The sequence below is a fragment of the Shewanella sp. M-Br genome (genome assembly GCF_036245925.1).
Classification (GTDB): domain Bacteria; phylum Pseudomonadota; class Gammaproteobacteria; order Enterobacterales; family Shewanellaceae; genus Shewanella; species Shewanella oncorhynchi.
This window is the reverse complement of record NZ_BJBV01000012.1, coordinates 127,447-149,839: the sequence shown is the minus strand read 5'-3', so window position 1 is coordinate 149,839 and position 22,393 is coordinate 127,447. Positions and strand designations below refer to the sequence as shown.

Sequence of the window (22,393 nt, the reverse complement as noted above, 5' to 3'; positions counted from 1 at the left end):
GTGAAATGGAAAAATTCTTAACTACAACTTAAAAAGAATTGAATTCAAGTATGTATAAATTTTCCAAAGGCGTTACCTTAGTCCTATTTTCACTAGCGTTATCAGCCTGTAGCAGCAGCCCTGATGATAACGATATTGCCGCCAAAACGTCACCTGATGTACTTTATACTCAGGCAAGAACCTCTATGGAGCTTGGCAATTACTCTAAAGCTGTCCGTTCTTTGGAAGCGTTAGACTCACGCTTCCCCTTCGGACCTCACAAAACTCAAGTCCAGTTAGACCTGATATATGCTTACTATAAAATGGACGATGTCGCTTCTGGTATTGCGAACATAGACAGATTTATCCGTCTTAATCCAACTCATCCAGATGTAGACTATGTGTTCTATATGCGCGGTTTAGTGAACATGCAAGCCGACAATTACATGTTCCACGACATGCTTAATATCGACCGAACCGATCGTGACCCTAAAAATGCTCAAGATGCTTTCAAAGATTTTGATCGTCTTATCAAAACCTACCCTAACAGCAAATATGCCGCCGATGCGCAAAAACGCATGTTAGCGTTGAAGAATCGCTTAGCAAAATATTCAATTCAAGTTGCCGAGTATTATCTCAAGATGAATGCATGGAGCGCCGCAGCAATCCGAGCACAATCTGTAATGGAAACATACCCTGGCACCCCTTCAAATGAACGGGCATTAGAGATAATGATAGAAGCTTATGGCGAATTAGGTCAGAGCAAGCTGAAGCAAAACGTGCTCATGGTAATGCAAGCTAACTTCCCAAACAATGAAATCTTATCAAACTAACCGAGAATGCCCCTTTAATAGGGGCATTCTTTTGCTTGGTGACCTTAGATAAGCCATAAATAGATAACGCTAAGTTCTCAATGTGGATAGTGGTTTGGCTATTTTTATATCCTCAATACCAACACAAATGACACTTTCGTGTAAATCTTATCCAACTGAGTCACTTTTTCCGTTATTTAGTAAAAATCTATTGACTCAAAACCCGAAAAGCCTTTAAATTGCGCCCGTCGCCCGAATAGCTCAGTCGGTAGAGCAGAGGATTGAAAATCCTCGTGTCCCTGGTTCGATTCCGGGTTCGGGCACCATCTTTAAATGGGTTGCGATAGCGACTTATGTTAGAGAACTGCGATAGGTACAGTGCAGGTGTGGTGGAATTGGTAGACACGCCAGCTTCAGGTGCTGGTGCTCGCAAGGGCGTGGAGGTTCAAGTCCTCTCACCTGTACCAAATTGCAGTTCAAAAGTTAAGATTCACAGTGTTAAGATTGTCAATTCGATTAAATATCGAATAGCCATGCAGATGTGGTGGAATTGGTAGACACGCCAGCTTCAGGTGCTGGTGCTCGCAAGGGCGTGGAGGTTCAAGTCCTCTCATCTGTACCAACATTTAAACCTCGCCAAGCGAGGTTTTTTTGTATCTAAAGCAAAATAAATTTTCTGTAACTCTCCCCTCTTTCCTCAGATTTGCTATACCTATTGTTACAGACTCATCATAGGGATAGATAGAGTTCTGCCTAAAGGACTCTTTAGTTCACTGAGGCTATCCATATGAACGGTCTACAAATAAAACAAAAAATGTTTATCGGCATTCTGGTTCCCCTTGTAATGCTAATGACGATTGGCTTTCTCGCCATTAATATGATGGGTAAAATTGAATCGGGTGTTGAACGTATCTATGGCGATAGAGTTGTGCCACTAGACGATTTAAAAGTGATTGCTGATAAATACGCGGTCGATGTTATCGATGCGGTCAATAAGGCGAACGCGGGTGGTTTCACCGCCTCCCAAGCAGCTGAAGCGCTAGACAGTGCCAAATCTACCATTACCCAGCATTGGCAAAAATACCTAGCCACTGAACTTACCTCAGAAGAATCCCGACTCGTAAAACAAGCCGAAGTGCTGTTCTCACCCGCGAATCAACAGATTGACACTCTGATCTCACGCTTAAGAGGATTAAATGGTGATGTATCAAGCCAATTATCGGCCAATATCTTGCCGCTTTACCAAGTAATAGACCCCATCAGTAACCAAATATCTGAACTGATTGCACTGCAAATTCGCGTGGCAGGCGAAGAAAAAGATCGTGTGAATGCCATTTACCAATCTTCAATCACTATTTTTGTAGCATTAGCCTGTGCCGCCATGATTATCAGTATTGTGATTGGGCTCTGGGTCAATCGCAGCGTGATGAATCCTATTAATGACATTCTCAATAAACTTAAGCTGATCCATCAAGACTCAGATCTTACCGTCAAATTCACTACTTTTAATCACGATGAGCTAGGACAAATATCCACTAGCCTCACCCAAGTTATTGAACACTTGCGGGGCATTCTTCATTCGATTGCCGAAGCGGCAAATACCGTTAATAGTTCAGCAAATGAGTTAAGTAGCTTCACGCAGGCAACCAATAAACGTATGCAACAGCAGCAAGCCGAAACGGAGCAAACTGCAACGGCCATGAATGAGATGACGGCAACGGTCGCAGAAGTCGCCCAAAGCGCATCTGCGGCGGCAGATTCAGCCAAAGATGCCGATACCTATGCCGCCAATGGCAATAATATTGTAATGCAATCGATTAGCAGTATGTCGCAATTATCTGATCAAATTCAAAAAACGGCACAAGTCATTGGATTTCTGTCTAATGAGAGCCAAAATATCGGCCGCGTACTCGATGTGATAAAAAGCATTGCCGAGCAAACCAATCTATTGGCATTAAATGCCGCCATTGAAGCAGCCCGCGCGGGGGAACAAGGCCGCGGCTTTGCAGTCGTTGCGGATGAAGTGCGGACCCTTGCGCAGCGCACCCAAAAGTCTACCCAAGAAATTGAGGCCATGATTGCCACACTGCAACAAGGCGTTAAAGAAGCAGTTAACGCTATGGAAATAGGTATAAATCAAGTAGATGATGCTAATGATAAAGCTAATCAAGCAGGCCAAGCACTGAAAGAAATCGTCTCCTCAGTAGATAGCATCACAGAACTTAATACTCATATTGCGACCGCTGCCGAAGAACAAAGTAGCGTTGCCGAAAGCATTAATCGTAGTATTATTGCCATCAGCGATATTGCCGAACATTCCACCGCATCGGCGGCTGAATTAAGTGAATCTGTGGTTAATTTAACTAAACTCGCCAACAGCATGCGCAATCAAGTGAGTGCATTTAAACTCTAAGTCAAAAAACCACACTATGACTGCAATAAGCTTTGCTGTTGCAGTTAACCTCCCTCCCCTCTCAGTAATGCATTGAAATAAAATATTTATTCATCATTCCCCTATCTCATATCCGCTTTGATAAAGCACTTCAAATGACCTTAATCACGCTTATCGGTAGCACGAATTGCGATCATCACTATTGATCCAAATCAAATAGATCTTTAAACTTATTTAACATTCATAATATTTGCACGTTAAGGATTTTATATGTTGGACAGCCGTACAATCCAAGTTATCAAGAGCACTATCCCCTTACTCGAATCCGCAGGCCCTGCGCTGACGATCCATTTTTATGAACGTATGTTCAAACATAATCCTGAACTAAAAGATGTATTTAACTTGGCACACCAGCATTCTGGTGGCCAGCCTGTTGCCCTATTCAACGCCGTCGCGGCTTATGCTAAAAATATTGAAAACTTAGCGGTGCTAAGTTCGACTGTCGAGCGCATTGCCCAAAAACATACAGGCTTTCTGATCAAGCCTGAGCAATATGCGATCGTCGGCAGCCACTTATTGGCCACCCTTAAAGAGTTAGGCGGTGATGCAGTAACAGAAGAAGTATTAGAAGCTTGGGCGCAGGCCTATGGATTTTTAGCAGATATGTTTATTCAACGAGAAGCTCAAATTTATCAGTCAAATGCAGAACAAGATGGCGGTTGGTTGGGTGAGCGTCAGTTTATCATTAGCGCGAAAAAGACAGAGTCCACAGTCATTACCTCCTTCATATTGACGCCCGAAGATGGTAAACCAGTTAAAGATTTCATTCCCGGTCAGTACTTAAGTTTGAAGCTAAAACATCCCAATTTAGCATATGAAGAAATCCGCCAATATTCCCTATCCGATGCACCGAATGGCAACAGCTACCGCATCAGTGTGAAACGTGAATTAGGTGGCCAAGTGTCTAATCTGCTACACGATACCATGCATATCGGTGACAAAATTGCAGTTATGCCGCCGGCGGGAGATTTTATCTTAGAAGTTGGGGCGGACATCCCCGTCGTGCTCATTTCGGCAGGAGTGGGTCAAACACCGATGAAAAGCATGTTGAATCAATTGATCAAGTTGCAACATCCAAGTGCTATTACTTGGCTACATGCCTGTGAGCAAGGTGATGTACATGGTTTCAAACAGGCTATTCACACCAAGCGCCAGCAACATCATAATCTGAAGAGCCATGTTTGGTATCGCAAGCCGAGTTCAACCGATGTGGTAGGTACAGATTATGATTTCGAAGGACAAATGGAATTAAGCAAAGTCGCAGATCAACTGCTTCCCCATGCACATTACTATTTCTGCGGACCTATTGGATTCATGTCAGCCATCAAGCAACAATTACTCGCTCTGGGTGTCTCAGCTGAAAACATGCACTATGAAGTATTCGGCCCCCACGCCGATCTCTAATCCCATGTCACGGGCTTGGGAACCTGACTCTCAAGTCCATTTTTATATTTAGAATACGCAGAATAATGGCTGATAAATTGAAGTGCCCTATGTCTCTAAGCTACCGGTTTACAGCGGATAGAAGCCACTTCTGCGGCAGTCAGCATACGACTTTCGCCCGACGCCAGAGCTTCATCCAACACAATATCACCTATTGATAATCTATGTAGACCAACAACTGGGTTTCGAAAGCGGCCAAACATCCGCTTAATTTGATGGTACTTACCTTCCTTTAAAGTCACTTCAGCAACATGATCAGCAAGGATCACCAATTTAGCGGGCTGAGTCATTATATCTTCAAAGCTGAAATACATACCTTCGGCAAATGCGGCGATATATTCTTCGGTTAAGGGATTAGCTAAGGTGACACGATACACCTTATCGACCTTATGCGTCGGTGACATTAGTGCATCAGACCAGCGGCTGTCATTGGTCAGTAATAACAAACCCGAAGAATTTAAATCTAGTCTACCCGCGATATGTAACTCATCACGGGCTTCGTAATCGAGCAAATCAATCACAGTTTTATGCTGAGTATCTTTAGTCGCGCTCACCACGCCAATCGGCTTATGCAACATCAAATAAACTGGCGTGTTGGCCTGTAATATTTGCCCATCGAGTTGGATGTGAGAAAACTCATCCACTTGCCTATCCATGTCCTTCACTATCAATCCATCAACGCGTACTCGGCCCAAGAGTAACAGTTCACGTACCGCTTTACGGTGAGTGTGTAACTGGGTACAAAGATAACGATCGAGTCGGCCGCGCTTAGATTGCATAACACCACAAATGACGAAATATGAATGATATAGCCATTCTAGCAGGATGCGAGTTCAGGTCATAGCGAGCTAATACCGTAAGCATCACAGAGGTTATTTAGAGCAAAATTAGATCAAACTAGGCAAAATTTGTTAAGCTAGGCGTTCAATTCATCTTATTGTGAGTGGTTACCGCATCAAAAACTTATCTGCAAGTCCCGCTATAATACGTTCGAACCTGCTATTTTTAGCCTTGTTTTTAGTGATACTCGCGAGCTCATTCTTCACTCAAGCGAGCGATGCAGTTAATCCCCCTGAAGCGCCTCAACCTTTCGCCATCCATGATAAACCGCTGATAGAGCGCTACGTCTTCGATGAACTCAAATCCCTCAGATACGATCAACAGGATCTTGAGCGGCGCCTCACCATAGATATCACAGATCGCGAACTGGCCGTTGCCGACAAGTCGATGAATTACGCCAATGTCACTGTCACTTACTTCTTTTATATGATCGCCGGCGTCGCCTCTTTAGTTGCCTTTATCGGCTGGCAATCCCTACGGGAAATCAAGACACATACCGCCAAACTGGCCGCGAATCAGTTGCAGAGTATTGCCGAACAATACGAAGAAAAGTTCAAATTACTCGAGCAAGAACTCAAGCATAAGAGTCGTACTATCACGGATAATAATCGTGAAATAGAAGTGATTAATGAAATTCATAATCTGTGGCTACGTGCCCAAAGTGCCCAGACTCCCGAACAAAAAATTGAAGTCTACGATGAAATCCTCACGATTCGACCTGGAGACTTGGAAGCGCTGACCTACAAGGCCGATGCCGCAATGGAAATGCGCGAATTTAATTGGGCACAAAGCCTATGTAATCGTGTTTTGGAAGTTGACCCAACTAACGCCCATGCTTTTTATCAAAGAGCCTGCGCCTTTGCGTGTTTAGGTGTTGAAGATAGAGCAATTTCTGATTTGGAACGCGCTATCCATAACAGCGCATCCTTCAAAGAGCTAGCGTTGGATGAAGCTGATTTCTCACAACTTAAAGGGCATCCTCGTTTCGAAACCTTATTGGCCTATCACGAACCTGATAAGCCCTAAGCTCCGAGGTTTAAGCCCAGAACGAATGCTTAATATATAGTGTTAGCGTTCAGTAACGTTTTATCCCACAGATAAAACGCCTCAAACGAGCAACTTAAGTACACTACTAGGCTATCGTCGCAACTTTAATTGCCTCAATCTTATATGCACAGCGGCGAGCACCTTCGATGATATGTTCTTCGCGGCTCACCACGGCAATATCAGCGAATAACTGCTGGAAAAGTTGCAACTCAGAGCGGCAAAAGTTCAAACATTTAGTCGCTGCGGCGCAGATTGGACAATGATTTTCGAGTAAAAAATACACGCCATCGATGTGTTCCATGGTCGCCATATAACCTTCGTTCGAGCGTAATTTCGCAAGTATGGCCAGACGTGTCGGAATATCAGTAGCACCTTCCATTGCCGCACGATATTGGACTAACGCACTTTGCTCCCTGTGACCGATAAGCTTATCCAAGCCTTGGTCGCCAAAGATCATTTTTACCGAGTCAATCAGCTGTACCGTCAATTCCTCATGGCGATCGGCAAAGTGAGTACGGCTTTGTTCAGTCAATCCCCAGTAACGTGTTGGGCGACCGCGGCCTTCAACTCGATCCTCAATATCCACATCGCCCATATCTTCCAAAGCTTGCAGATGTTGACGCACCCCCATAGTCGTTAACGCCAATTCCTCCGCTAAGGTTTTAGCAGTAAGCGGGCCATGCAACTTGAGTAATTGAATAATCTTATCAGTAGTTTTCATTGAGTCTCCCCGATTTCAGCCGAAGCATTATCTCCCAATCTCCGCGGCTTTAACAGATTAAATAAACTTTTTTATTTACTTTATCCTTTACAAGATTAAATAAAGCAATTACCTTACAAATAATTTATAAACAAATAGGTTTACTTAATGAAATTACTCATCATCAGTACCAGCCAAAGACCCGATTCACAAAGTGCTAAAGTCGGTCGTTATATCGCGGAAAGCAGTTTCTCATCTCCCCACAACATGGGTTACGACACGATACATCACTTAGAACTATGCCTGTTTAATCTGCCCTTTTGGGATGGAGAAGAAGACAACAAAGGTGAACACTGGCCCGAAATAGAACACAGAGTCGATGAAGCCGATGCGCTAGTGCTGATCACCCCGGAATGGGGCGGCATGGCATCACCATTACTGAAGAACTTTTTGTTGATGTGTACTCGCGAAGAAACCGCCCATAAACCCGCCTTATTAGTCTCAATATCGGACGGTATTAGCGGTACCTACCCTATCGTTGAAGTGAAGATGAATGCCCTTAAAAACAATAAATTAGTGCCCATACCCGATCACTTAATCATCCGCAATGTCAGCCATGTACTCAATGCAATCCCTGAGAGTGCCCGCGATATCGCGCTTAGGGAAAGAGTGCAATACAGCTTATATATGCTGCATCAATACGCCCAAGCATTAGCCCCCATTCGTGAACAACATGCCAATCAAGCGTACCCAAAACAGCAGGAATACTGTTACGGTATGTAAGCGGCTTGAGATTTTAACCACCAGCAACAGACTAAAATCATTACAAGGAACGCATTATGATTCATTTAGAGCATATCAATTTAGTGGTAGACGACATCCCCGCAGCACTGCGCTTTTATCAAGCGGCTTTTCCCCATTGGCGTGTTCGCGGTGGCGATAAAGGCACTTGGTACGGCAAACCCCGTAATTGGATTCATTTTGGCGATGATTATCAATACATTGCTTTTAGTGACAATGGTGAAGGTGAAAACCGCGATTTGGCTGGTCATCAAATTGGACTGGCGCATTTTGCCTTTGTGACCGACAACTTAGATGCTGTGATAGCAAGACTGACCCAAGCAGGTTTTCCTATTGCCAAAGATGGCATGGAAGATCCCTATCGACGCAATATTTACTTCTTCGATGCCCATGGCTTTGAAGTGGAATTTGTGGAGTATTTAACTGATATTCCAAAGGAACGAAATCGCTATTAGCGTAAATCGTTATTAAAAAGAAGTGACCAATGCAGCCAAGAACCGCATGTAGTGAATAGGGTGTAGGAGCTAGGTACTATTCGCTTCACTCGGATTGTTGCTGCGCCACTATGGCCGAATCCTTATGGGCATAAAAGTGGAGTCGAAACTGAGTATCTTCGGTCAGTAGCTCCACTTTATGCCAATATTCAGGATGTGAAATGGCGGTTTCACCTGCGCGAATAATAATTTCTTTATCTAACTCGCCCCTGCTACCCGTAAAGCCGTAAAACTTTAAGCTACCCGTTAACACTTGGATTTGCCCATATACGCCAGCCTTAGTATTGTGCATATGAAGCAACATTTTAGGGACGTTGTCATGGTTGAAAACCGGCGTTGATTTGTAATTTACAAAATCTTTGGGGACTAAGGCCATGATGTTTGCACTCCTTGTGTCAAATCACGCAAATCGAACAATGCTTACGGCAAGACTAATATAGCCGTTGCCGTATTTCTGTCCAACTCATATCTTGACCTGTATTAACGAGCGGGTTTGAACGTCGAATTTGAAAACACCAAAGTGCTCATTCATGCTTGCAATAGCAAGGTTAGTTACTTTCATCACTGTAATCGCTACACTAGCCCGCATTAAGTGCCACCTCAATTAGATGACATGATGCCAACGCCCTATTCATATTCCACAACGTATATTTTAGATAAAGCCCATTTCGATGAATGCTATACGCAATCAGTGGTACCAGATCCCACGCTCAAACCTTACTACAAAGCCATTGGATTAACCCTGATAGGTATCGCGCTTATTTTCACCGATATTAGCCTTTATTTAGCTTACTTTTTTGTTGGGTTAGGTGTTATCGAAGCGCTCAATGTGAAGTATCACAAAGCATGGTGGTTGATGCGTCAGATGATGAGTAAAGCGGCCAGTAATGAGGTCACACTCACCATTGATGAGCAAGGGATTCATACTCAATCCATGTCTGTGACCAGCCAAATTTTATGGACCGACATTTACCGGATTAAAGAAACTGAAAAAGGCTTTTTGATCACCCACAAGGCAGGCACGAGTTATGTTTCCCTTCGTAGCTTAGATGAAGCATCTGTGGCGTATATTAAAACTAAAATCTAGTACAGCTAAAAACACCCATAAAAAAGGCTGATCTTCATCAGCCTTTTTTACAACTCTGCATTGCTGAATCGTTACTTTTTCAATTCACCAACCGGTAAAATCGTACGGCCATACTCATTATTGAGCACCTGCGCCATCGCAAAATAAATCGCACTCGCGCCGCAAAGTATCCCTTCAAAGCCCGCAATAGTGCCAATCAAGGCGCTACCCGTAAAATCACGCGCCGCCAGCAGGAAAAATAAGATAGTTAAAGAAGCAAACACAAACTGTTTGGCTCTTGGATAACGCAAAGAACCCACAAACATAAATGCCGTGAATATGCCCCAAAGCGTTAAATACCAGCCCATAAAATACGTTGGACTCGCCGCAATGCCAGCATTAGGCATTAAAATGAGGCCCACTAGCGTTAACCAAAACAAACCGTATGAGGTAAATGCCGTCGTACCGAAAGTATCGCCGCGCATGAAACACATAATCCCCACAATCACTTGACCAATGCCACCGTAAAAAATCCCCATGGCTAAGATCATAGAATCAATAGGGAAATATCCCGCATTATGAATGTTTAACAAAATTGTTGTCATACCAAAGCCCATTAAACCTAATGGCGCTGGATTAGCCAGTTTTGTAGACACAGAGTTCCCCTAGAGAAAAATCAACAATTCAATAAAAATCAATAGCATTTGCCATTAATCTTATGCACGCGCACCTGCGAGAGCGGCGCATTCTAGAGGATAGCTATAATCTTAGCAATGTAATCATCAAAAACAAACGAACACATAAAAATAAATAATAAAAACATAAAGTTAAAATAATAAACTGTAAAATAAAATTTAAACTAAAAAACACATAAAAATTAATTCTTTTTAATTCAATATTCTAGAAAAAAATGGTCTACAACATGCGTCATATCTCATTTTATATGACTTCTTATAACTACCGCATAATTCAGTTAACAGCGGCGATTAAACCTTCATTAAAAATCGACCATAAACAGTGATAATAATGCACTTTATCGCAAATAAGTCCTTAAAGTGATGTTAGCAACACTTTTGAAAGAAATCTAAGTTCTACAGTACACACAATTAAGCACATAAGTTAAGCACATAAGTTTATGTGCAGGTTTCAGCAATTAATTTCAAACACAAGTTTAGAAGAGACAACTTAGCACACATGAGTTCAGAGGGAGGGTTGTGAACCTAACTCAAGCAGCAAAAGATGCTGAGAATGAATCAAACTAGAGCAAATAAAGTACACTCAGCCAGCCCATTTACTCGAAGCGAATCAAGGGAAAACAAGGTAAAAAACCTTAATCAAGAAAGGTGAAAATTATTTATATCTAAAACAGAATAGCAGTGATAAATTGCTGATGTTGGCACAGTGGTATTAAGAGAATGCTTCTTAATCTGTGGTTAGCAATACATAACTAAAGGAAATAAAATGAATAAGTTATCAGCTGTTTTTACTCTATTGGCATTAGTAAGTTTCACTTCCTTTGCTGACGACTCCTCTTTACCGCCTGCACCAGCAGCCGATCTCGCTCAGCTGAAAGAAGTGTGCCAGCAGATGGCCTCTGAAGATCAAGTCGAAAATGCTGAGCTAAAACAATATGTGCTTGATTGTGTAAACGATCAATTGACAGAAATGGGCTACAAGTCAGTTACTGAGGTCAATTAATCTTCATTCTAATCTCTGTGTTATTACCGCAAAGTAGGTTATTCGGCTTCAGTCTGTGCCATTCACACTTGCGAATGGCATTATTATTTCCAAGAAACACAGCTTTTACATCATAATTAACATCATTTCAGTTACACTCGAAACTTATAAAACACAAAATTTAACATCCACAATTAACCGTACGAAAGCTGCCAAGATAAGCTTTTAGCATGACTATCAACATATTGTGCAATCCATAAATTTATTATTTAATTGATAGCTGTATCATTTTGCATCTCCGTGAATGAAACCACTGTTGAATTGAGCATAAAATGCTAATCTGTTTTCCTGTATTGTTAACCTCAGCCCTTAATCGTTAAATCATGTATCGTATTCTTTTTGTCCTCATTACAAGTTTAAGTATTTTGCCTGCAATCGGAATGGCGAAAGAAGCCTGTGCACCAGAAAATCAATGTATTGAGATGAACAACTGGGATCTAGGCATCGCCATAGGCTGGGGACAAAAAAGCAATCCACTCAGGGATTTTGACGATATTCCATTGTTCTTTATTCCAACAGTGGCCTATTACGGCGAACACTGGTTCTTCGACAATGGTAATTTAGGTTATACCTTAGCCGAGCAAGAAAGCTTTACAATTAACTTAGTAACAAGTTATAGCTTAGATAGAGCCTACTTCTATCAATGGGACCCATCGAATATCTTTTTGAATCGTGGCACTCAAGTTGAAGCCAAAGCCATAAATAGTATGGCTTTGTCGACTGAGCCAGAGCCTGAGTTTAATTCCTTAGAGACTCGGAACTTCACCTTACTTGGCGGTGCCGAAGCATTCATCTATACGCGGCTCGGTATTATTAGATTGGCGTACACTCATGATATGTTTAATGTTCATCAAGGTTCAGAAGCACAAATAAAATGGACCTATGGCTGGGATTACGATCGTTTCATTTTTGAGTTTGCGCTGGTATTTGATTGGAAAAGCCAAGATGTAGTGGATTATTATTACAGCGTTAGACCCAGTGAAAACGCCTATTGGAGTGAACAATATCAAGCAAAATCAGGTTGGGATAAAGGTGCGGAAATGACGGCCCGTTACATATTAACTGACAATTGGGATCTACTGTTGGCAGTTCGTTACACTCTAATTGCCGATGAGATTGCCGCCAGTCCCTTGTTAGACCAAGACTATAGCAGCACCTACTTTATCGGCGCTGCCTATAGGTTCTAACGTTAGTGACACTGCCTCAGTTAAGCTTGCTTTGCTTTATAGGTCTAAGCCTCGGCTTGATGGGCCAAAGTTCAGCACAAGCCAAAACTCGAGACTCGGCACTCAAACTCACACCCGAAATTTGCATCACAAGTTCAGAAACTGAGGCCTGTGACGTCTATATAGAACTACAGTGGGAACTCGCTAAAGATGAGCTTATCTGTATCTTGTCCGACAACGCCGCCTATCCCAAATGGTGCAGTGATTCAGTTTCAACCCATACGTTAAGCATGAAAATCCACACTATGACGGATATTCAATTTGTCATGGTGAGTAAAGACAGTAACCAAACTTTGGCTGGTGCCAAACTTAAAATCACTTCTGCATCACAACCTCAGGTTCGCAGACGTTACCGCAACCCTTGGAGTTTATTTTAATGACAAGCCCACAATCGAACCACAGAGTATTATTGGTTGAAGACGACGTTCGCCTAGCAAACTTGATTGTAGATTACCTAAAATCCCATGGTATGCATGTTGAAGTTGAACGCCGTGGCGACACAGTATTAACGCGATTAATCAATTACAAGCCAGATATCATACTGTTAGACATTATGCTGCCGGGCATGGATGGCCTCACCCTGTGTGAGAAACTGCCCGACTATTTTGCAGGCCCAATCCTGCTAATGAGCGCACTTGGCTCAAGCGAAGATCAAATCAAAGGCTTAGAGCTCGGTGCCGATGACTATGTGGTTAAGCCCGTCGATCCAGCACTGTTAGTCGCGCGGATCAACAACTTACTTCGCCGTCAGAATCAGCCACCTCAGGCGGAATCCCACTGTTTGACCTTTGGTAAACTGAGTATCGACCCGCATACCCACGCGATTCGCCTCAATGAAACTGAAATCGATCTCACCAGCCATGAATTCGAGTTGCTGTGGTTACTGGCCTCACAAGCTGGCCAAGTGCTCAGCCGTCAGTATATTTATCAGCTGCTACTCAATATTGATTTCGATGGTAAAGATCGAAAAATTGACGTGCGTATTTCTAGATTACGTAAAAAACTCAACGATAATATCGAGACACCTTTCAGAATTAAAACCGTTTGGGGACAAGGTTACCTCTTTGCCCCTGAAGCCTGGAATAACTAAGCACAGATACAGTGAAACGTCTCTTTATCAGTTTATATCTGCTACTCAGTCTCAGCGTGCTTGGGATTGGCTGGACACTCGACAGCCTGTGGCAGAAGAATGTTGATGACAATAATGCCCTCGATGCGCCGTTAGTGGCATTGGCGCAATTATTAGCGGAATTACCTCCCGATGCCCGCCAACGGTATCTGGAGGCGATCCCAGCGAACCCTGTGATGCCACTGCAATTACTCAATGCAGATCAAGTCGCGCTGGCAGATAATCAAGCGTTAAGCACAAGCAAGGTGTTCACCACCACGGCCAATGATGATAGCTTGCTGCAATTTATTCGAGTAGACGATCAAGTCTTAATGGCGGGGCCGCTGGACATAGATCCCAGAGCCAACCTTCGCAGCCTGTTCACCCTGTTCTTTTATTTATCACTCGCCCTCGTTGCGCTAATTTGGGTCGGCCCGCTTTCACGGGATTTGAGCATACTGCGTAAGGCCACCAAAGAATTTGGCGAAGCCAAATGGGACACGCGGATTACCCTGTCAAATCGCTCCCAAGTTAAGCCCTTAGCCAATACGTTTAACGAAATGGCGCGACATATCAGCGCCTTGATTGAGAACCAGAAACACCTATCTAATGCGGTATCCCATGAGATCCGCACGCCACTGGCGAGGCTCAAATTCGCTCTTGCACTTATGCCTATGTATTGTCAGCCAGATTCTGACGAACAGAAGCGACAAGATTTTCTCGACGAAATGCAGCTCGACATCAAAGAAATGGAAGACTTACTTCAGGAACTGCTAACCTATGCCAGCTTAGAGTCACAGCGAGAAGGTATCCAGTTGGATGAGTACGATTTAATTAATCTCATCAATCAAAGTATTAAGCGCCTAGAAACCTTAAGTCCAACGCCTATAACGCTCAAAGCCGAAGTCGAAAAACTGCCCTTATTCGGAGAACCCGCATTAATCGAACGGGCGCTACAGAATTTACTGACCAATGCACAACGCTTTGCCCGCACTGAAATCATTATTGAAGTTAAGCAGACCCAGCATAGGGTCAATTTAAGTGTGACTAACGACGGCGAACCTATCCCTGCGGTGGATTTACCGAAAGTGTTCGAGCCTTTTTATCGCAGCCAATCAGTGCAAAATGGCAATAAAGGGCATGGTTTAGGCCTTGCGATCATCAAACGGATTATGCAGCGACACCAGGGGAATGTGAGCGTCACCAGCGATGAGCAACATACCCGATTTAATTTAATCTGGCCGAAGAAGCGCAAACTGTAATAGGAATCGAGATGAGACTATTGTAAGTCAGTCATGAATCCCACTCGCGAATACAAAAAGCGAGTTCCACAAGCCAATTCAACCTATTAGTCTAGCTCGAAGCCACCAAAATCCAGATCGGCTTCGGGCTCAGGCTCAAAATTCAACTGTGGGTTTAACGCTGCCCTTTCTTGCTCTATTTGTGCTTGCCGTGCTTTCATCATCGCTAACTGGCGACGACGTTTACGTTGAGTACACAGGCGAATGACATCATACTTTTGCGCATCTGAAAACGTTAACCAATTGAATCTTTCGTCACGGCTTCGCAGGCAACCATTACAGTAACCGCGCGCATCGGTAACACACACACCGATACAAGGACTCGGGATATCAAAAAAGGCTAACTGTTCCATAACCCGCCGCTATTCCTATCTAAAAATGAACCATACTCAAAACGACCCGCGCTAAAAAAGATACCGTTGGATTGCATTCAAAGCGATTCAAATACAACACACTTATCTAAAGTACTTGCAGAAACAACCTTAATCAAGGCACATTGAACAGAGTTTGCACAACTTGGAGCACTATCATGGGATACCGTCACTTTGCCAGTCTGCTCGTCACTGTTGCCTTATTAAGCGCTTGCAGCAGTAAACCGAAAAACGATTATGATCTCAATTACGACTTCACCGCGCTACGCAGCTTTACCCAGTTAACACCACAGCCGACGGATGACCCGTTAAGCGCCCAGCGTATTCAAGTAGAAATTAACAACCAATTGACTCAAAAAGGGTTTGTAGAAAATACAGCGTCGCCCGACTTTAACGTCGCCTACGCCTTACTCACCCAAGATAAGCCCAAAGATTCAGGGCTATCGATTGGATTAGGCACAGGCACATTCGGAAGTTCGGGCGGGATTGGCATAGGCACCAGTGTTGGCGTGCCGCTGGGGAGTGATACCGCTAAAATTCAAACCATTCAGATAGATATTGTCGATCCTAAGACCAAAGCTCTTATTTGGCGTGGCAGCGACAGCTATGATTTCGATGCAGGCGGTAACGAGAAAGCCCAAGATACCGCCAAAGCCGTCAACCGAATTTTGGCGCAATTCCCACCGAAAAAATGATCACGTTTAAAAGGGTAAAAATGGGCGTGTCTCGCCCATTTTTATCAATCAAACATTCATATCGCTCAATATGCTTAGAGTAAAAATCTAGGACTCAGGAAAAAAGCCCTGACGAAAGGTAACGATCGCCCCTATCACAGACAATCGCCACGACCACAGAACCCGGATATTGTTTAGCAATCTCCAGCGCAGCAAACACGGCACCGCCCGAACTTACTCCTGCACAAATCCCTTCCTCTCGCGCTAAGGTTCTCGCCATGGCTTTTGCATCTTGCTCTTCAATATCCATAACTAAATCAACCCAAGAAGCATCAAAAATCCCAGGCAAATATGCCTGCGGCCAACGCCGAATCCCTGGAATAGCACTGCCATCGGCAGGCTGAAGGCCGACGATAGTGATGTCGGGATTACAACTTTTAAGGTATTTAGACACACCCATTATGGTACCTGTCGTCCCCATACTTGACACAAAGTGGGTAATTTTACCTAGACTCTGTTGCCAGATCTCAGGGCCTGTCGTGAGGAAATGGGCATTAGCGTTATCTTGGTTATTAAATTGATCCAGCACCTTACCTTTGCCTTCGCTTTGTAACTGCAGCGCCAAATCCCGCGCAGTCTCCATGTTATCCACTAGCATGAGCTCTGCGCCATAGGCTTGCATCGCATCCTTACGCTCCTGAGTCGAATTATTCGGCATAATCAGGATCATCTTGTATCCTTTGATTGCCGCCGCCATCGCCAGCGCAATCCCAGTATTGCCACTCGTTGCCTCAATAAGCGTATCACCAGGGCTTATTTCTTGGCGAAGTTCGGCCTGAATAATCATATTTAGTGCAGGACGATCTTTTACTGAACCCGCGGGGTTATTGCCTTCCAATTTTAATAGTACAGTGGAAGTACCACAGTTAAGCCGCTGCAAGCGAACCAGCGGAGTTTGCCCGATGCAGGCTTCAATTGTCGGAAAGTCAGACACTAGGATTATCCTTTACTTGATAAAAACAACTAAGCGATAGCCTATTCTAAGTCGGTTACCACTGACAAACACGGTGAATACTGCTTATAACATAAAATAAATCGCTCATAGTTATTCAAAAAAGTTCTATTCAACTGGCTTTTTATAAACAATTAATTCTATTACTCTAGGTGCCATAACGCTGACAAAATTGCCAGTTCAAGGAGTAGCAAATGCAAATAAAAGTGATAAAGACCCTGCTAGGAACCCTCATTCTGGGAACCTCACTCAATGTGACTGCCGCAGATCAAACCCTGCTTAATTCCTCTTATGATATCGCACGGGAATTATTCAATGCCTACAACCCCGTTTTTGCCAAACATTGGGAAGAGAAAACAGGTAAAACCGTCGAAATTAAACAATCCCATGCAGGATCATCTGCACAGGCACGCTCTATTCTGCAGGGATTACCCGCAGATGTGGTGACCTTTAACCAAGTAACAGACGTTCAGGTCCTCCATGACCGCGGTAAATTGATCCCAGAAAATTGGCAACAATTACTGCCTAACGCCAGCTCACCTTACTATTCCACCATCGCATTTTTGGTGCGTAAGGGTAACCCAAAGCAAATCAGCGACTGGGGCGATTTAGCTAAAGATGACGTTAAGCTGGTCTTTCCTAACCCAAAAACCTCTGGTAATGCCCGCTACACTTATTTAGCCGCATTAGGTTATGCTCAGAAAAACTATGGTAAGGATAATCAGGCTGAACTGGATCAATTCCTGAAAAAATTCCTCGGTAATGTTGCAGTATTTGATACCGGCGGCCGCGGGGCGACCACCTCTTTTGTTGAGCGTGGGATCGGTGATGTATTAATTACCTTTGAATCGGAAGTGAACAATATTCGCCAGCAGTATGGTACGGACGATTACCAAGTGGTTGTACCAAAAACCTCGATTCTGGCAGAGTTCCCCGTTGCTGTGGTTGAAAAAAATGCTAAGCGTAATGGGACACAGGAACTCGCCACTGAGTATTTGAATTATCTCTACAGCGAAGAAGCGCAGCGCCTATTGGCAGGATTCAACTATCGGGTACACAACGAAAAGGTTAAAGCTGAGTTTGCTAAGCAGTTCCCTACGGTTGATCTGCTGACAGTCGAGCAAATCATCGGTGGTTGGGATAATGCCATGAAAACGCAGTTTGCTAACGGTGCAAAGCTCGATGAGTTACTCAAGCGATAATCCCAGCTTGGTATTGTAGAAGATTAACGTTGCAACCCGGGCTAAGTCCCGGGTTAAGCAACTTTAGGGTGTTTATTGGTGTTGGTTCCCAAGCGGTGAAGACGACTGCAATCGCCTTTAACTCAAACAACAGTTTAGTAATGGCAAATGCATCGTATTGGTTTAACGCAATTAACCTGATCGGGTGATTATTCTGTGATTTTTAATAACGGGCGTTTACGCCATAAGCGGGTTCTTCCCGGTTTTACCATCAGCTTAGGTGTGTCCCTACTGTTTGTCAGCCTAATCCTATTATTGCCGACCACAGGCTTAATTATGCAGACCAGTTCAATGAGCTGGTCCGAATACTGGGGCGTGATTGCCGATCCCAGAGTGGTTGCCAGTTACCGAGTAACCATACTATCGGCGCTCGCGGCATCATTATTTAACTGCCTTTTCGGATTATTACTCGCATGGGTACTCGTGCGTTATGAATTTCCCGGCAAACGCATTTTAGATGCCTTGGTAGATTTACCCTTTGCCTTGCCGACCGCCGTTGCCGGTATCACCTTAGCCACCCTTTATGCGGAAAACGGCCAAATCGGTAGTCTATTAGCTGAATGGGGCATAAAAGTTGCCTATACCCCGCTAGGCATAGTGGTCGCGATGATTTTCACCAGTATTCCCTTTGTGGTTCGTACAGTACAACCCGTTCTCGAAGAGTTATCCCACGAGGAAGAAGAAGCGGGAATGACGCTTGGCGCCTCGGATCGTTCGGTATTCTGGCGGGTTATTTTGCCCTCCCTTTGGCCAGCATTAATGATTGGAACGGCACTATCTTTTACCCGCAGTCTGGGTGAGTTTGGTGCAGTGATCTTTATCGCTGGCAATATGCCTTATATCAGTGAAATCACTTCGTTAATGATCTTTGTCCGCCTGCAAGAGTTTGATTTTGCAGGTGCCAGCGCCATTGCCTCAGTGGTTCTGATGACCTCGTTACTGCTATTACTGCTGATAAACCTGTGGCAGGCGCGTTATCTGCGCCGCATTCATGGACGATAAGGAGCGAATATGAACTCATTTAAACCCTTAAGAGTCGGTGATGCTCCCCTAATAAAATGGAGCCTTATTACCCTAGCCGTGCTCTTAGGCTTGCTATTGTTGCTATTGCCGCTGGTGAGTATTTTTCAGCAGGCGTTTGTCGGAGGTTGGGAGCGTTATATTGGACACTTAACTCAACCGGATTCGCTGCATGCGATTGGCTTAACACTGATGGTGGCAGCACTCACAGTACCGATCAATTTAGTGTTCGGAATCATGCTGGCCTGGAGCGTGACTCGCTTTGAATTCCCCGGCCGCAAGTTACTGATCACGCTAATTGATATTCCATTTGCGGTCTCCCCTGTCGTCGCAGGTTTGCTCTATTTGCTGCTCTATGGCAACAGTGGCTGGCTGGGCGAATGGCTATATGAGCACGATCTGCAGATCATGTTTGCTTGGCCGGGAATACTATTAGTGACCATTTTTGTCACTTGCCCCTTTGTGGCCAGAGAACTGATCCCATTGATGCAACAACAGGGCGCATCTGAAGAAGAAGCCGCAGTGATCCTCGGGGCTTCATGGTGGCAACTCTTTCGCCGCGTGACCCTACCCAACATCAAATGGGCACTGATTTACGGTGTGATCCTCACCAATGCCAGAGCCGTGGGCGAATTTGGTGCCGTTGCTGTCGTGTCTGGCAACATTCGCGGCGAAACCAATACCTTACCTTTACATGTGCAATTATTGTATGAAGATTATCAGGCCGAAGCCGCCTTCGCGAGCGCGTCATTACTGGCCCTGATCGCCCTATTTACCCTAATGTTAAAAGCCGTAGTGGAATGGCGGCAACAACGCAGTTTAACCGCCAATGACAATAAAGAGCAGAGCCAACTATGAGTATTCGTCTTACTAATATTTCCAAGAAATTTGGCCAATTTCAGGCGCTTTCCCCACTTAATCTCGATATTCAAGAAGGGGAAATGATTGGTCTGCTGGGACCATCAGGTTCAGGCAAAACCACACTGCTGCGGATTATTGCCGGTCTTGAAGGAGCCGATAGCGGCCAAATTCAATTCGGCAACCGAGATGTCACTCAAGTGCATGTGCGTGAAAGACGCGTGGGTTTTGTGTTTCAAAACTACGCGCTGTTTCGCCATATGACGGTCGCCGATAACGTCGCCTTTGGACTCGAAGTCATGCCGAAAAAACAAAGGCCTTCGGCGGCAGAAATTCATAAGCGAGTGACACAACTGCTAGAAACAGTACAACTAGGCCACCTCGCACAGCGCTATCCTGAACAACTCTCGGGTGGACAAAAACAGCGCATTGCATTGGCCCGCGCACTGGCGACCCAACCAGAAGTCTTGCTACTGGATGAACCCTTTGGCGCCTTAGATGCTAAAGTGCGTAAAGAACTACGCCGCTGGCTACGTAGCCTGCATGATGAATTGAAATTCACCAGCGTGTTTGTGACCCACGATCAGGATGAGGCGCTTGAGCTTTCAGATAGAGTGGTAGTGATGAGCAATGGTCATATAGAGCAGATAAATACACCTGCTGAGCTATACTCGCACCCCAATAGTCGCTTTGTGTTTGATTTTCTTGGTAACGTCAATGTCTTTGAAGCCAGTTGGCAACAAAAACGTTGGGAAAATGGTCAAGCATTTTTAACACCTCCAGAACAGCAAACACTGCAGCAAGATGGTGTTCTCTATGTACGCAGTCACGAATTAGCGCTGTCAAATAAGCCCAATAGTCAGGCCAATTTGCCGTTCAATATTGTCGCCATGACCCCCATTGGCGCCGAAGTAAGACTGGAATTAGCCCCACACGGCTGGCATAGCGAAGAACTGTGGGAAGCCAAATTCACCCACCATAATCTGCAGGAACTCGGGTTGCAAAAAGGCAGTGTAGTTTACGCTACCCCAAGAACAGCTTACTTCTTTGGTGCGCAGGGTGAGAGTTCACCGACGCGTCTTAACTGGCCATTCCTGACTCCGGGCAGTCTCGCCTTTGATATCTAATGTCATCATAATAGGAATAAGCAGCATTAGCGGTACCACAGGGAGTGGATACCGCTAAGATTCAAACCATTTAGAGAGATATTGTCACGCCAAACACTGAAGCACTCATTAGGCATTGCCGCGACAACTTTTGGTGATAGCGACAGCTTTGATTTTTGATGCAAGCGGTAACGAGAAAGCCCAAGATACTGCCAAAAACGTCAGCTAGATCTTGGTGCTGTCCCCTCCGAAGAAGTGATTAATTATAGATGGCATATACAGCCCATCCATGTTGAATCAATAGAGCTGATAAGCAGATTTACATCTAACAATCAATATATTCGATATTTATAACAAATAATTATTGCAGAAGTACTCATAAAATCAGCGGGTAAACGAATTAACTAACCGAGGTTAATAATTCCAATTTCAGCCTATACATTTCATCAACTGACACCACTTTCACGCTGCTTATTTCAATAGAACCTTCTTTCGCCCATAAAAATGGATAAAAGCTCAGGCATTTATCTGTAGCTATCTGTGAATAGTTTTTTTGAAAGCGATCTTTACCTAAACTCGCATAAAACTCATTGATTCTCTTTGTAGCTGACCATTGAAAAAAATCTGTGAATCCGATTTCTAATCCTTCCCAATGAATTGAGTCTGGCGACCAATAGTATATATTCCCAACATCTGCACCTAAACCGCCGCCGTTGATAGCAAAAAATCCACCAACTACGTCATTCGCCACTAAAAGATAATGTGCACTTCTATTCCAATCAGTAAGGTTTCTAGACAATCTTTCATGTCCAGAGCCGAAAAATCGAATCCATCCATTGTCGATCAAAATCCCACCGGTTTCGTAGGCAATAGCCCCTAATACCGAACGAGTCGATACCTGAAGGGATTCAAGTACTTCAACCCGATCCTTTGACGGCGGTAGTATCTCTACACAATGCTCAGCACCAGCAACCATTTCATTGACTACTTTTATGCCAGAGTCTTCGATATCAATCAGTTCATATATACTTTTCAATCTCTTATCCTTGTATCACTAATATCCAGTAAAACGACTCATCATTCATAACGGTACCTTGGGAATGTC

General features: G+C 44.1%; 24 protein-coding genes and 3 tRNA genes. 20 read left to right on the top strand and 7 right to left on the bottom strand.

The window, feature by feature from the left end:
* The first annotated feature begins 50 nt into the window (after positions 1 to 50).
* The 6 genes from AAA952_RS12170 (at position 51) to hmpA (ending at position 4,647) form a co-directional block, all read left to right on the top strand.
* Positions 51 to 812: an outer membrane protein assembly factor BamD gene (locus AAA952_RS12170; RefSeq protein ID WP_105249967.1), complete on the top strand. Its 762-nt coding sequence runs from the start codon at positions 51 to 53 to the stop codon at positions 810 to 812.
* 229 nt (positions 813 to 1,041) lie between these two features.
* Positions 1,042 to 1,117, top strand: a tRNA-Phe gene (locus tag AAA952_RS12165).
* 54 nt (positions 1,118 to 1,171) lie between these two features.
* Positions 1,172 to 1,258: transfer RNA gene (locus AAA952_RS12160), tRNA-Leu, on the top strand.
* Between the two features lie 68 nt (positions 1,259 to 1,326).
* Positions 1,327 to 1,413: transfer RNA gene (locus AAA952_RS12155), tRNA-Leu, on the top strand.
* A 165-nt stretch (positions 1,414 to 1,578) separates the two neighbouring features.
* On the top strand, positions 1,579 to 3,204 hold the full coding sequence (locus tag AAA952_RS12150) for a methyl-accepting chemotaxis protein (protein ID WP_338257329.1): 1,626 nt from the start codon (positions 1,579 to 1,581) through the stop codon (positions 3,202 to 3,204).
* Between the two features lie 249 nt (positions 3,205 to 3,453).
* Entirely contained in the window at positions 3,454 to 4,647 is a 1,194-nt protein-coding gene (hmpA, locus tag AAA952_RS12145; protein ID WP_306682937.1) for an NO-inducible flavohemoprotein, read from the top strand.
* A gap of 95 nt (positions 4,648 to 4,742) precedes the next feature.
* Here the strand turns inward: hmpA and AAA952_RS12140 are convergent, their stop codons facing one another.
* A complete protein-coding gene (locus AAA952_RS12140; protein ID WP_338257324.1) occupies positions 4,743 to 5,465 on the bottom strand; it encodes a pseudouridine synthase in 723 nt (240 codons plus the stop codon).
* 160 nt (positions 5,466 to 5,625) lie between these two features.
* Here AAA952_RS12140 and AAA952_RS12135 point away from each other — a divergent pair, with 160 nt between their 5' ends.
* Complete coding sequence (locus AAA952_RS12135; protein ID WP_338257322.1) at positions 5,626 to 6,552, top strand: TPR end-of-group domain-containing protein; 927 nt, start codon at positions 5,626 to 5,628, stop codon at positions 6,550 to 6,552.
* 106 nt (positions 6,553 to 6,658) lie between these two features.
* Here the strand turns inward: AAA952_RS12135 and AAA952_RS12130 are convergent, their stop codons facing one another.
* Positions 6,659 to 7,294: a helix-turn-helix transcriptional regulator gene (locus tag AAA952_RS12130; RefSeq protein ID WP_198573006.1), complete on the bottom strand. Its 636-nt coding sequence runs from the start codon at positions 7,292 to 7,294 to the stop codon at positions 6,659 to 6,661.
* Positions 7,295 to 7,441: 147 nt separating this feature from the next.
* Between AAA952_RS12130 and AAA952_RS12125 the strand changes: the two genes are divergently transcribed.
* Positions 7,442 to 8,056 (top strand): NADPH-dependent FMN reductase, encoded by a 615-nt coding sequence (locus AAA952_RS12125; protein WP_028759265.1) that lies wholly within the window; start codon positions 7,442 to 7,444, stop codon positions 8,054 to 8,056.
* A 56-nt stretch (positions 8,057 to 8,112) separates the two neighbouring features.
* Positions 8,113 to 8,529, top strand: coding sequence for a VOC family protein (locus tag AAA952_RS12120; RefSeq protein WP_105249974.1), 417 nt, complete (start codon positions 8,113 to 8,115; stop codon positions 8,527 to 8,529).
* Between the two features lie 85 nt (positions 8,530 to 8,614).
* On the opposite strand, the gene AAA952_RS12115 is transcribed toward AAA952_RS12120, so the two are convergent.
* Positions 8,615 to 8,944, bottom strand: a complete 330-nt coding sequence (locus AAA952_RS12115; protein ID WP_338257318.1) for a DUF1971 domain-containing protein — start codon at positions 8,942 to 8,944, stop codon at positions 8,615 to 8,617.
* A gap of 240 nt (positions 8,945 to 9,184) precedes the next feature.
* Between AAA952_RS12115 and AAA952_RS12110 the strand changes: the two genes are divergently transcribed.
* Complete coding sequence (locus tag AAA952_RS12110) at positions 9,185 to 9,655, top strand: YcxB family protein (protein WP_338257348.1); 471 nt, start codon at positions 9,185 to 9,187, stop codon at positions 9,653 to 9,655.
* Positions 9,656 to 9,726: 71 nt separating this feature from the next.
* Here AAA952_RS12110 and AAA952_RS12105 read toward each other — a convergent pair whose 3' ends face one another.
* The gene (locus AAA952_RS12105) at positions 9,727 to 10,290 is read right to left on the bottom strand and encodes an acetate uptake transporter (protein ID WP_113939919.1); all 564 of its coding nucleotides are present in this window, start codon (positions 10,288 to 10,290) and stop codon (positions 9,727 to 9,729) included.
* Between the two features lie 805 nt (positions 10,291 to 11,095).
* On the opposite strand from AAA952_RS12105, the gene AAA952_RS12100 reads away from it, so the two are divergent.
* The 5 genes from AAA952_RS12100 to AAA952_RS12080 all read left to right on the top strand — a co-directional run bounded on the left by AAA952_RS12100 (position 11,096) and on the right by AAA952_RS12080 (position 14,967).
* Positions 11,096 to 11,332 carry a hypothetical protein gene (locus AAA952_RS12100; RefSeq protein ID WP_028759260.1) on the top strand — a complete coding sequence of 79 codons (237 nt, stop codon included), beginning with the start codon at positions 11,096 to 11,098 and terminating at the stop codon, positions 11,330 to 11,332.
* A 362-nt stretch (positions 11,333 to 11,694) separates the two neighbouring features.
* Complete coding sequence (locus AAA952_RS12095; RefSeq protein WP_338257314.1) at positions 11,695 to 12,558, top strand: MipA/OmpV family protein; 864 nt, start codon at positions 11,695 to 11,697, stop codon at positions 12,556 to 12,558.
* 5 nt (positions 12,559 to 12,563) lie between these two features.
* On the top strand, positions 12,564 to 12,974 hold the full coding sequence (locus AAA952_RS12090) for a DUF3019 domain-containing protein (RefSeq protein ID WP_028759258.1): 411 nt from the start codon (positions 12,564 to 12,566) through the stop codon (positions 12,972 to 12,974).
* Positions 12,974 to 13,687 (top strand): response regulator, encoded by a 714-nt coding sequence (locus AAA952_RS12085; RefSeq protein WP_006080570.1) that lies wholly within the window; start codon positions 12,974 to 12,976, stop codon positions 13,685 to 13,687. Before AAA952_RS12090 ends, AAA952_RS12085 begins: the two co-directional genes overlap by 1 nt.
* Positions 13,688 to 13,698: 11 nt before the next feature.
* On the top strand, positions 13,699 to 14,967 hold the full coding sequence (locus AAA952_RS12080) for an ATP-binding protein (RefSeq protein ID WP_338257311.1): 1,269 nt from the start codon (positions 13,699 to 13,701) through the stop codon (positions 14,965 to 14,967).
* Positions 14,968 to 15,053: 86 nt separating this feature from the next.
* On the opposite strand, the gene AAA952_RS12075 is transcribed toward AAA952_RS12080, so the two are convergent.
* Positions 15,054 to 15,359 (bottom strand): DUF1289 domain-containing protein, encoded by a 306-nt coding sequence (locus tag AAA952_RS12075; protein ID WP_028759256.1) that lies wholly within the window; start codon positions 15,357 to 15,359, stop codon positions 15,054 to 15,056.
* A gap of 176 nt (positions 15,360 to 15,535) precedes the next feature.
* On the opposite strand from AAA952_RS12075, the gene AAA952_RS12070 reads away from it, so the two are divergent.
* The gene (locus tag AAA952_RS12070; protein WP_263148995.1) at positions 15,536 to 16,072 is read left to right on the top strand and encodes a DUF4136 domain-containing protein; all 537 of its coding nucleotides are present in this window, start codon (positions 15,536 to 15,538) and stop codon (positions 16,070 to 16,072) included.
* A gap of 94 nt (positions 16,073 to 16,166) precedes the next feature.
* Here the strand turns inward: AAA952_RS12070 and cysM are convergent, their stop codons facing one another.
* Positions 16,167 to 17,045: a cysteine synthase CysM gene (cysM, locus tag AAA952_RS12065; protein WP_105249981.1), complete on the bottom strand. Its 879-nt coding sequence runs from the start codon at positions 17,043 to 17,045 to the stop codon at positions 16,167 to 16,169.
* 212 nt (positions 17,046 to 17,257) lie between these two features.
* On the opposite strand from cysM, the gene cysP reads away from it, so the two are divergent.
* The 4 genes from cysP to AAA952_RS12045 all read left to right on the top strand — a co-directional run bounded on the left by cysP (position 17,258) and on the right by AAA952_RS12045 (position 21,309).
* On the top strand, positions 17,258 to 18,265 hold the full coding sequence (cysP, locus tag AAA952_RS12060; protein WP_338257306.1) for a thiosulfate ABC transporter substrate-binding protein CysP: 1,008 nt from the start codon (positions 17,258 to 17,260) through the stop codon (positions 18,263 to 18,265).
* A 195-nt stretch (positions 18,266 to 18,460) separates the two neighbouring features.
* Positions 18,461 to 19,306 carry a sulfate/thiosulfate ABC transporter permease CysT gene (cysT, locus tag AAA952_RS12055; RefSeq protein WP_105249982.1) on the top strand — a complete coding sequence of 282 codons (846 nt, stop codon included), beginning with the start codon at positions 18,461 to 18,463 and terminating at the stop codon, positions 19,304 to 19,306.
* Between the two features lie 9 nt (positions 19,307 to 19,315).
* Entirely contained in the window at positions 19,316 to 20,182 is an 867-nt protein-coding gene (cysW, locus tag AAA952_RS12050; RefSeq protein WP_338257302.1) for a sulfate ABC transporter permease subunit CysW, read from the top strand.
* Positions 20,179 to 21,309, top strand: a complete 1,131-nt coding sequence (locus AAA952_RS12045; RefSeq protein WP_173246348.1) for a sulfate/molybdate ABC transporter ATP-binding protein — start codon at positions 20,179 to 20,181, stop codon at positions 21,307 to 21,309. Before cysW ends, AAA952_RS12045 begins: the two co-directional genes overlap by 4 nt.
* A 379-nt stretch (positions 21,310 to 21,688) precedes the next feature.
* Here AAA952_RS12045 and AAA952_RS12040 read toward each other — a convergent pair whose 3' ends face one another.
* Positions 21,689 to 22,324: a DUF2625 domain-containing protein gene (locus AAA952_RS12040; protein WP_263175720.1), complete on the bottom strand. Its 636-nt coding sequence runs from the start codon at positions 22,322 to 22,324 to the stop codon at positions 21,689 to 21,691.
* Between the last annotated feature and the right edge of the window lie 69 nt (positions 22,325 to 22,393).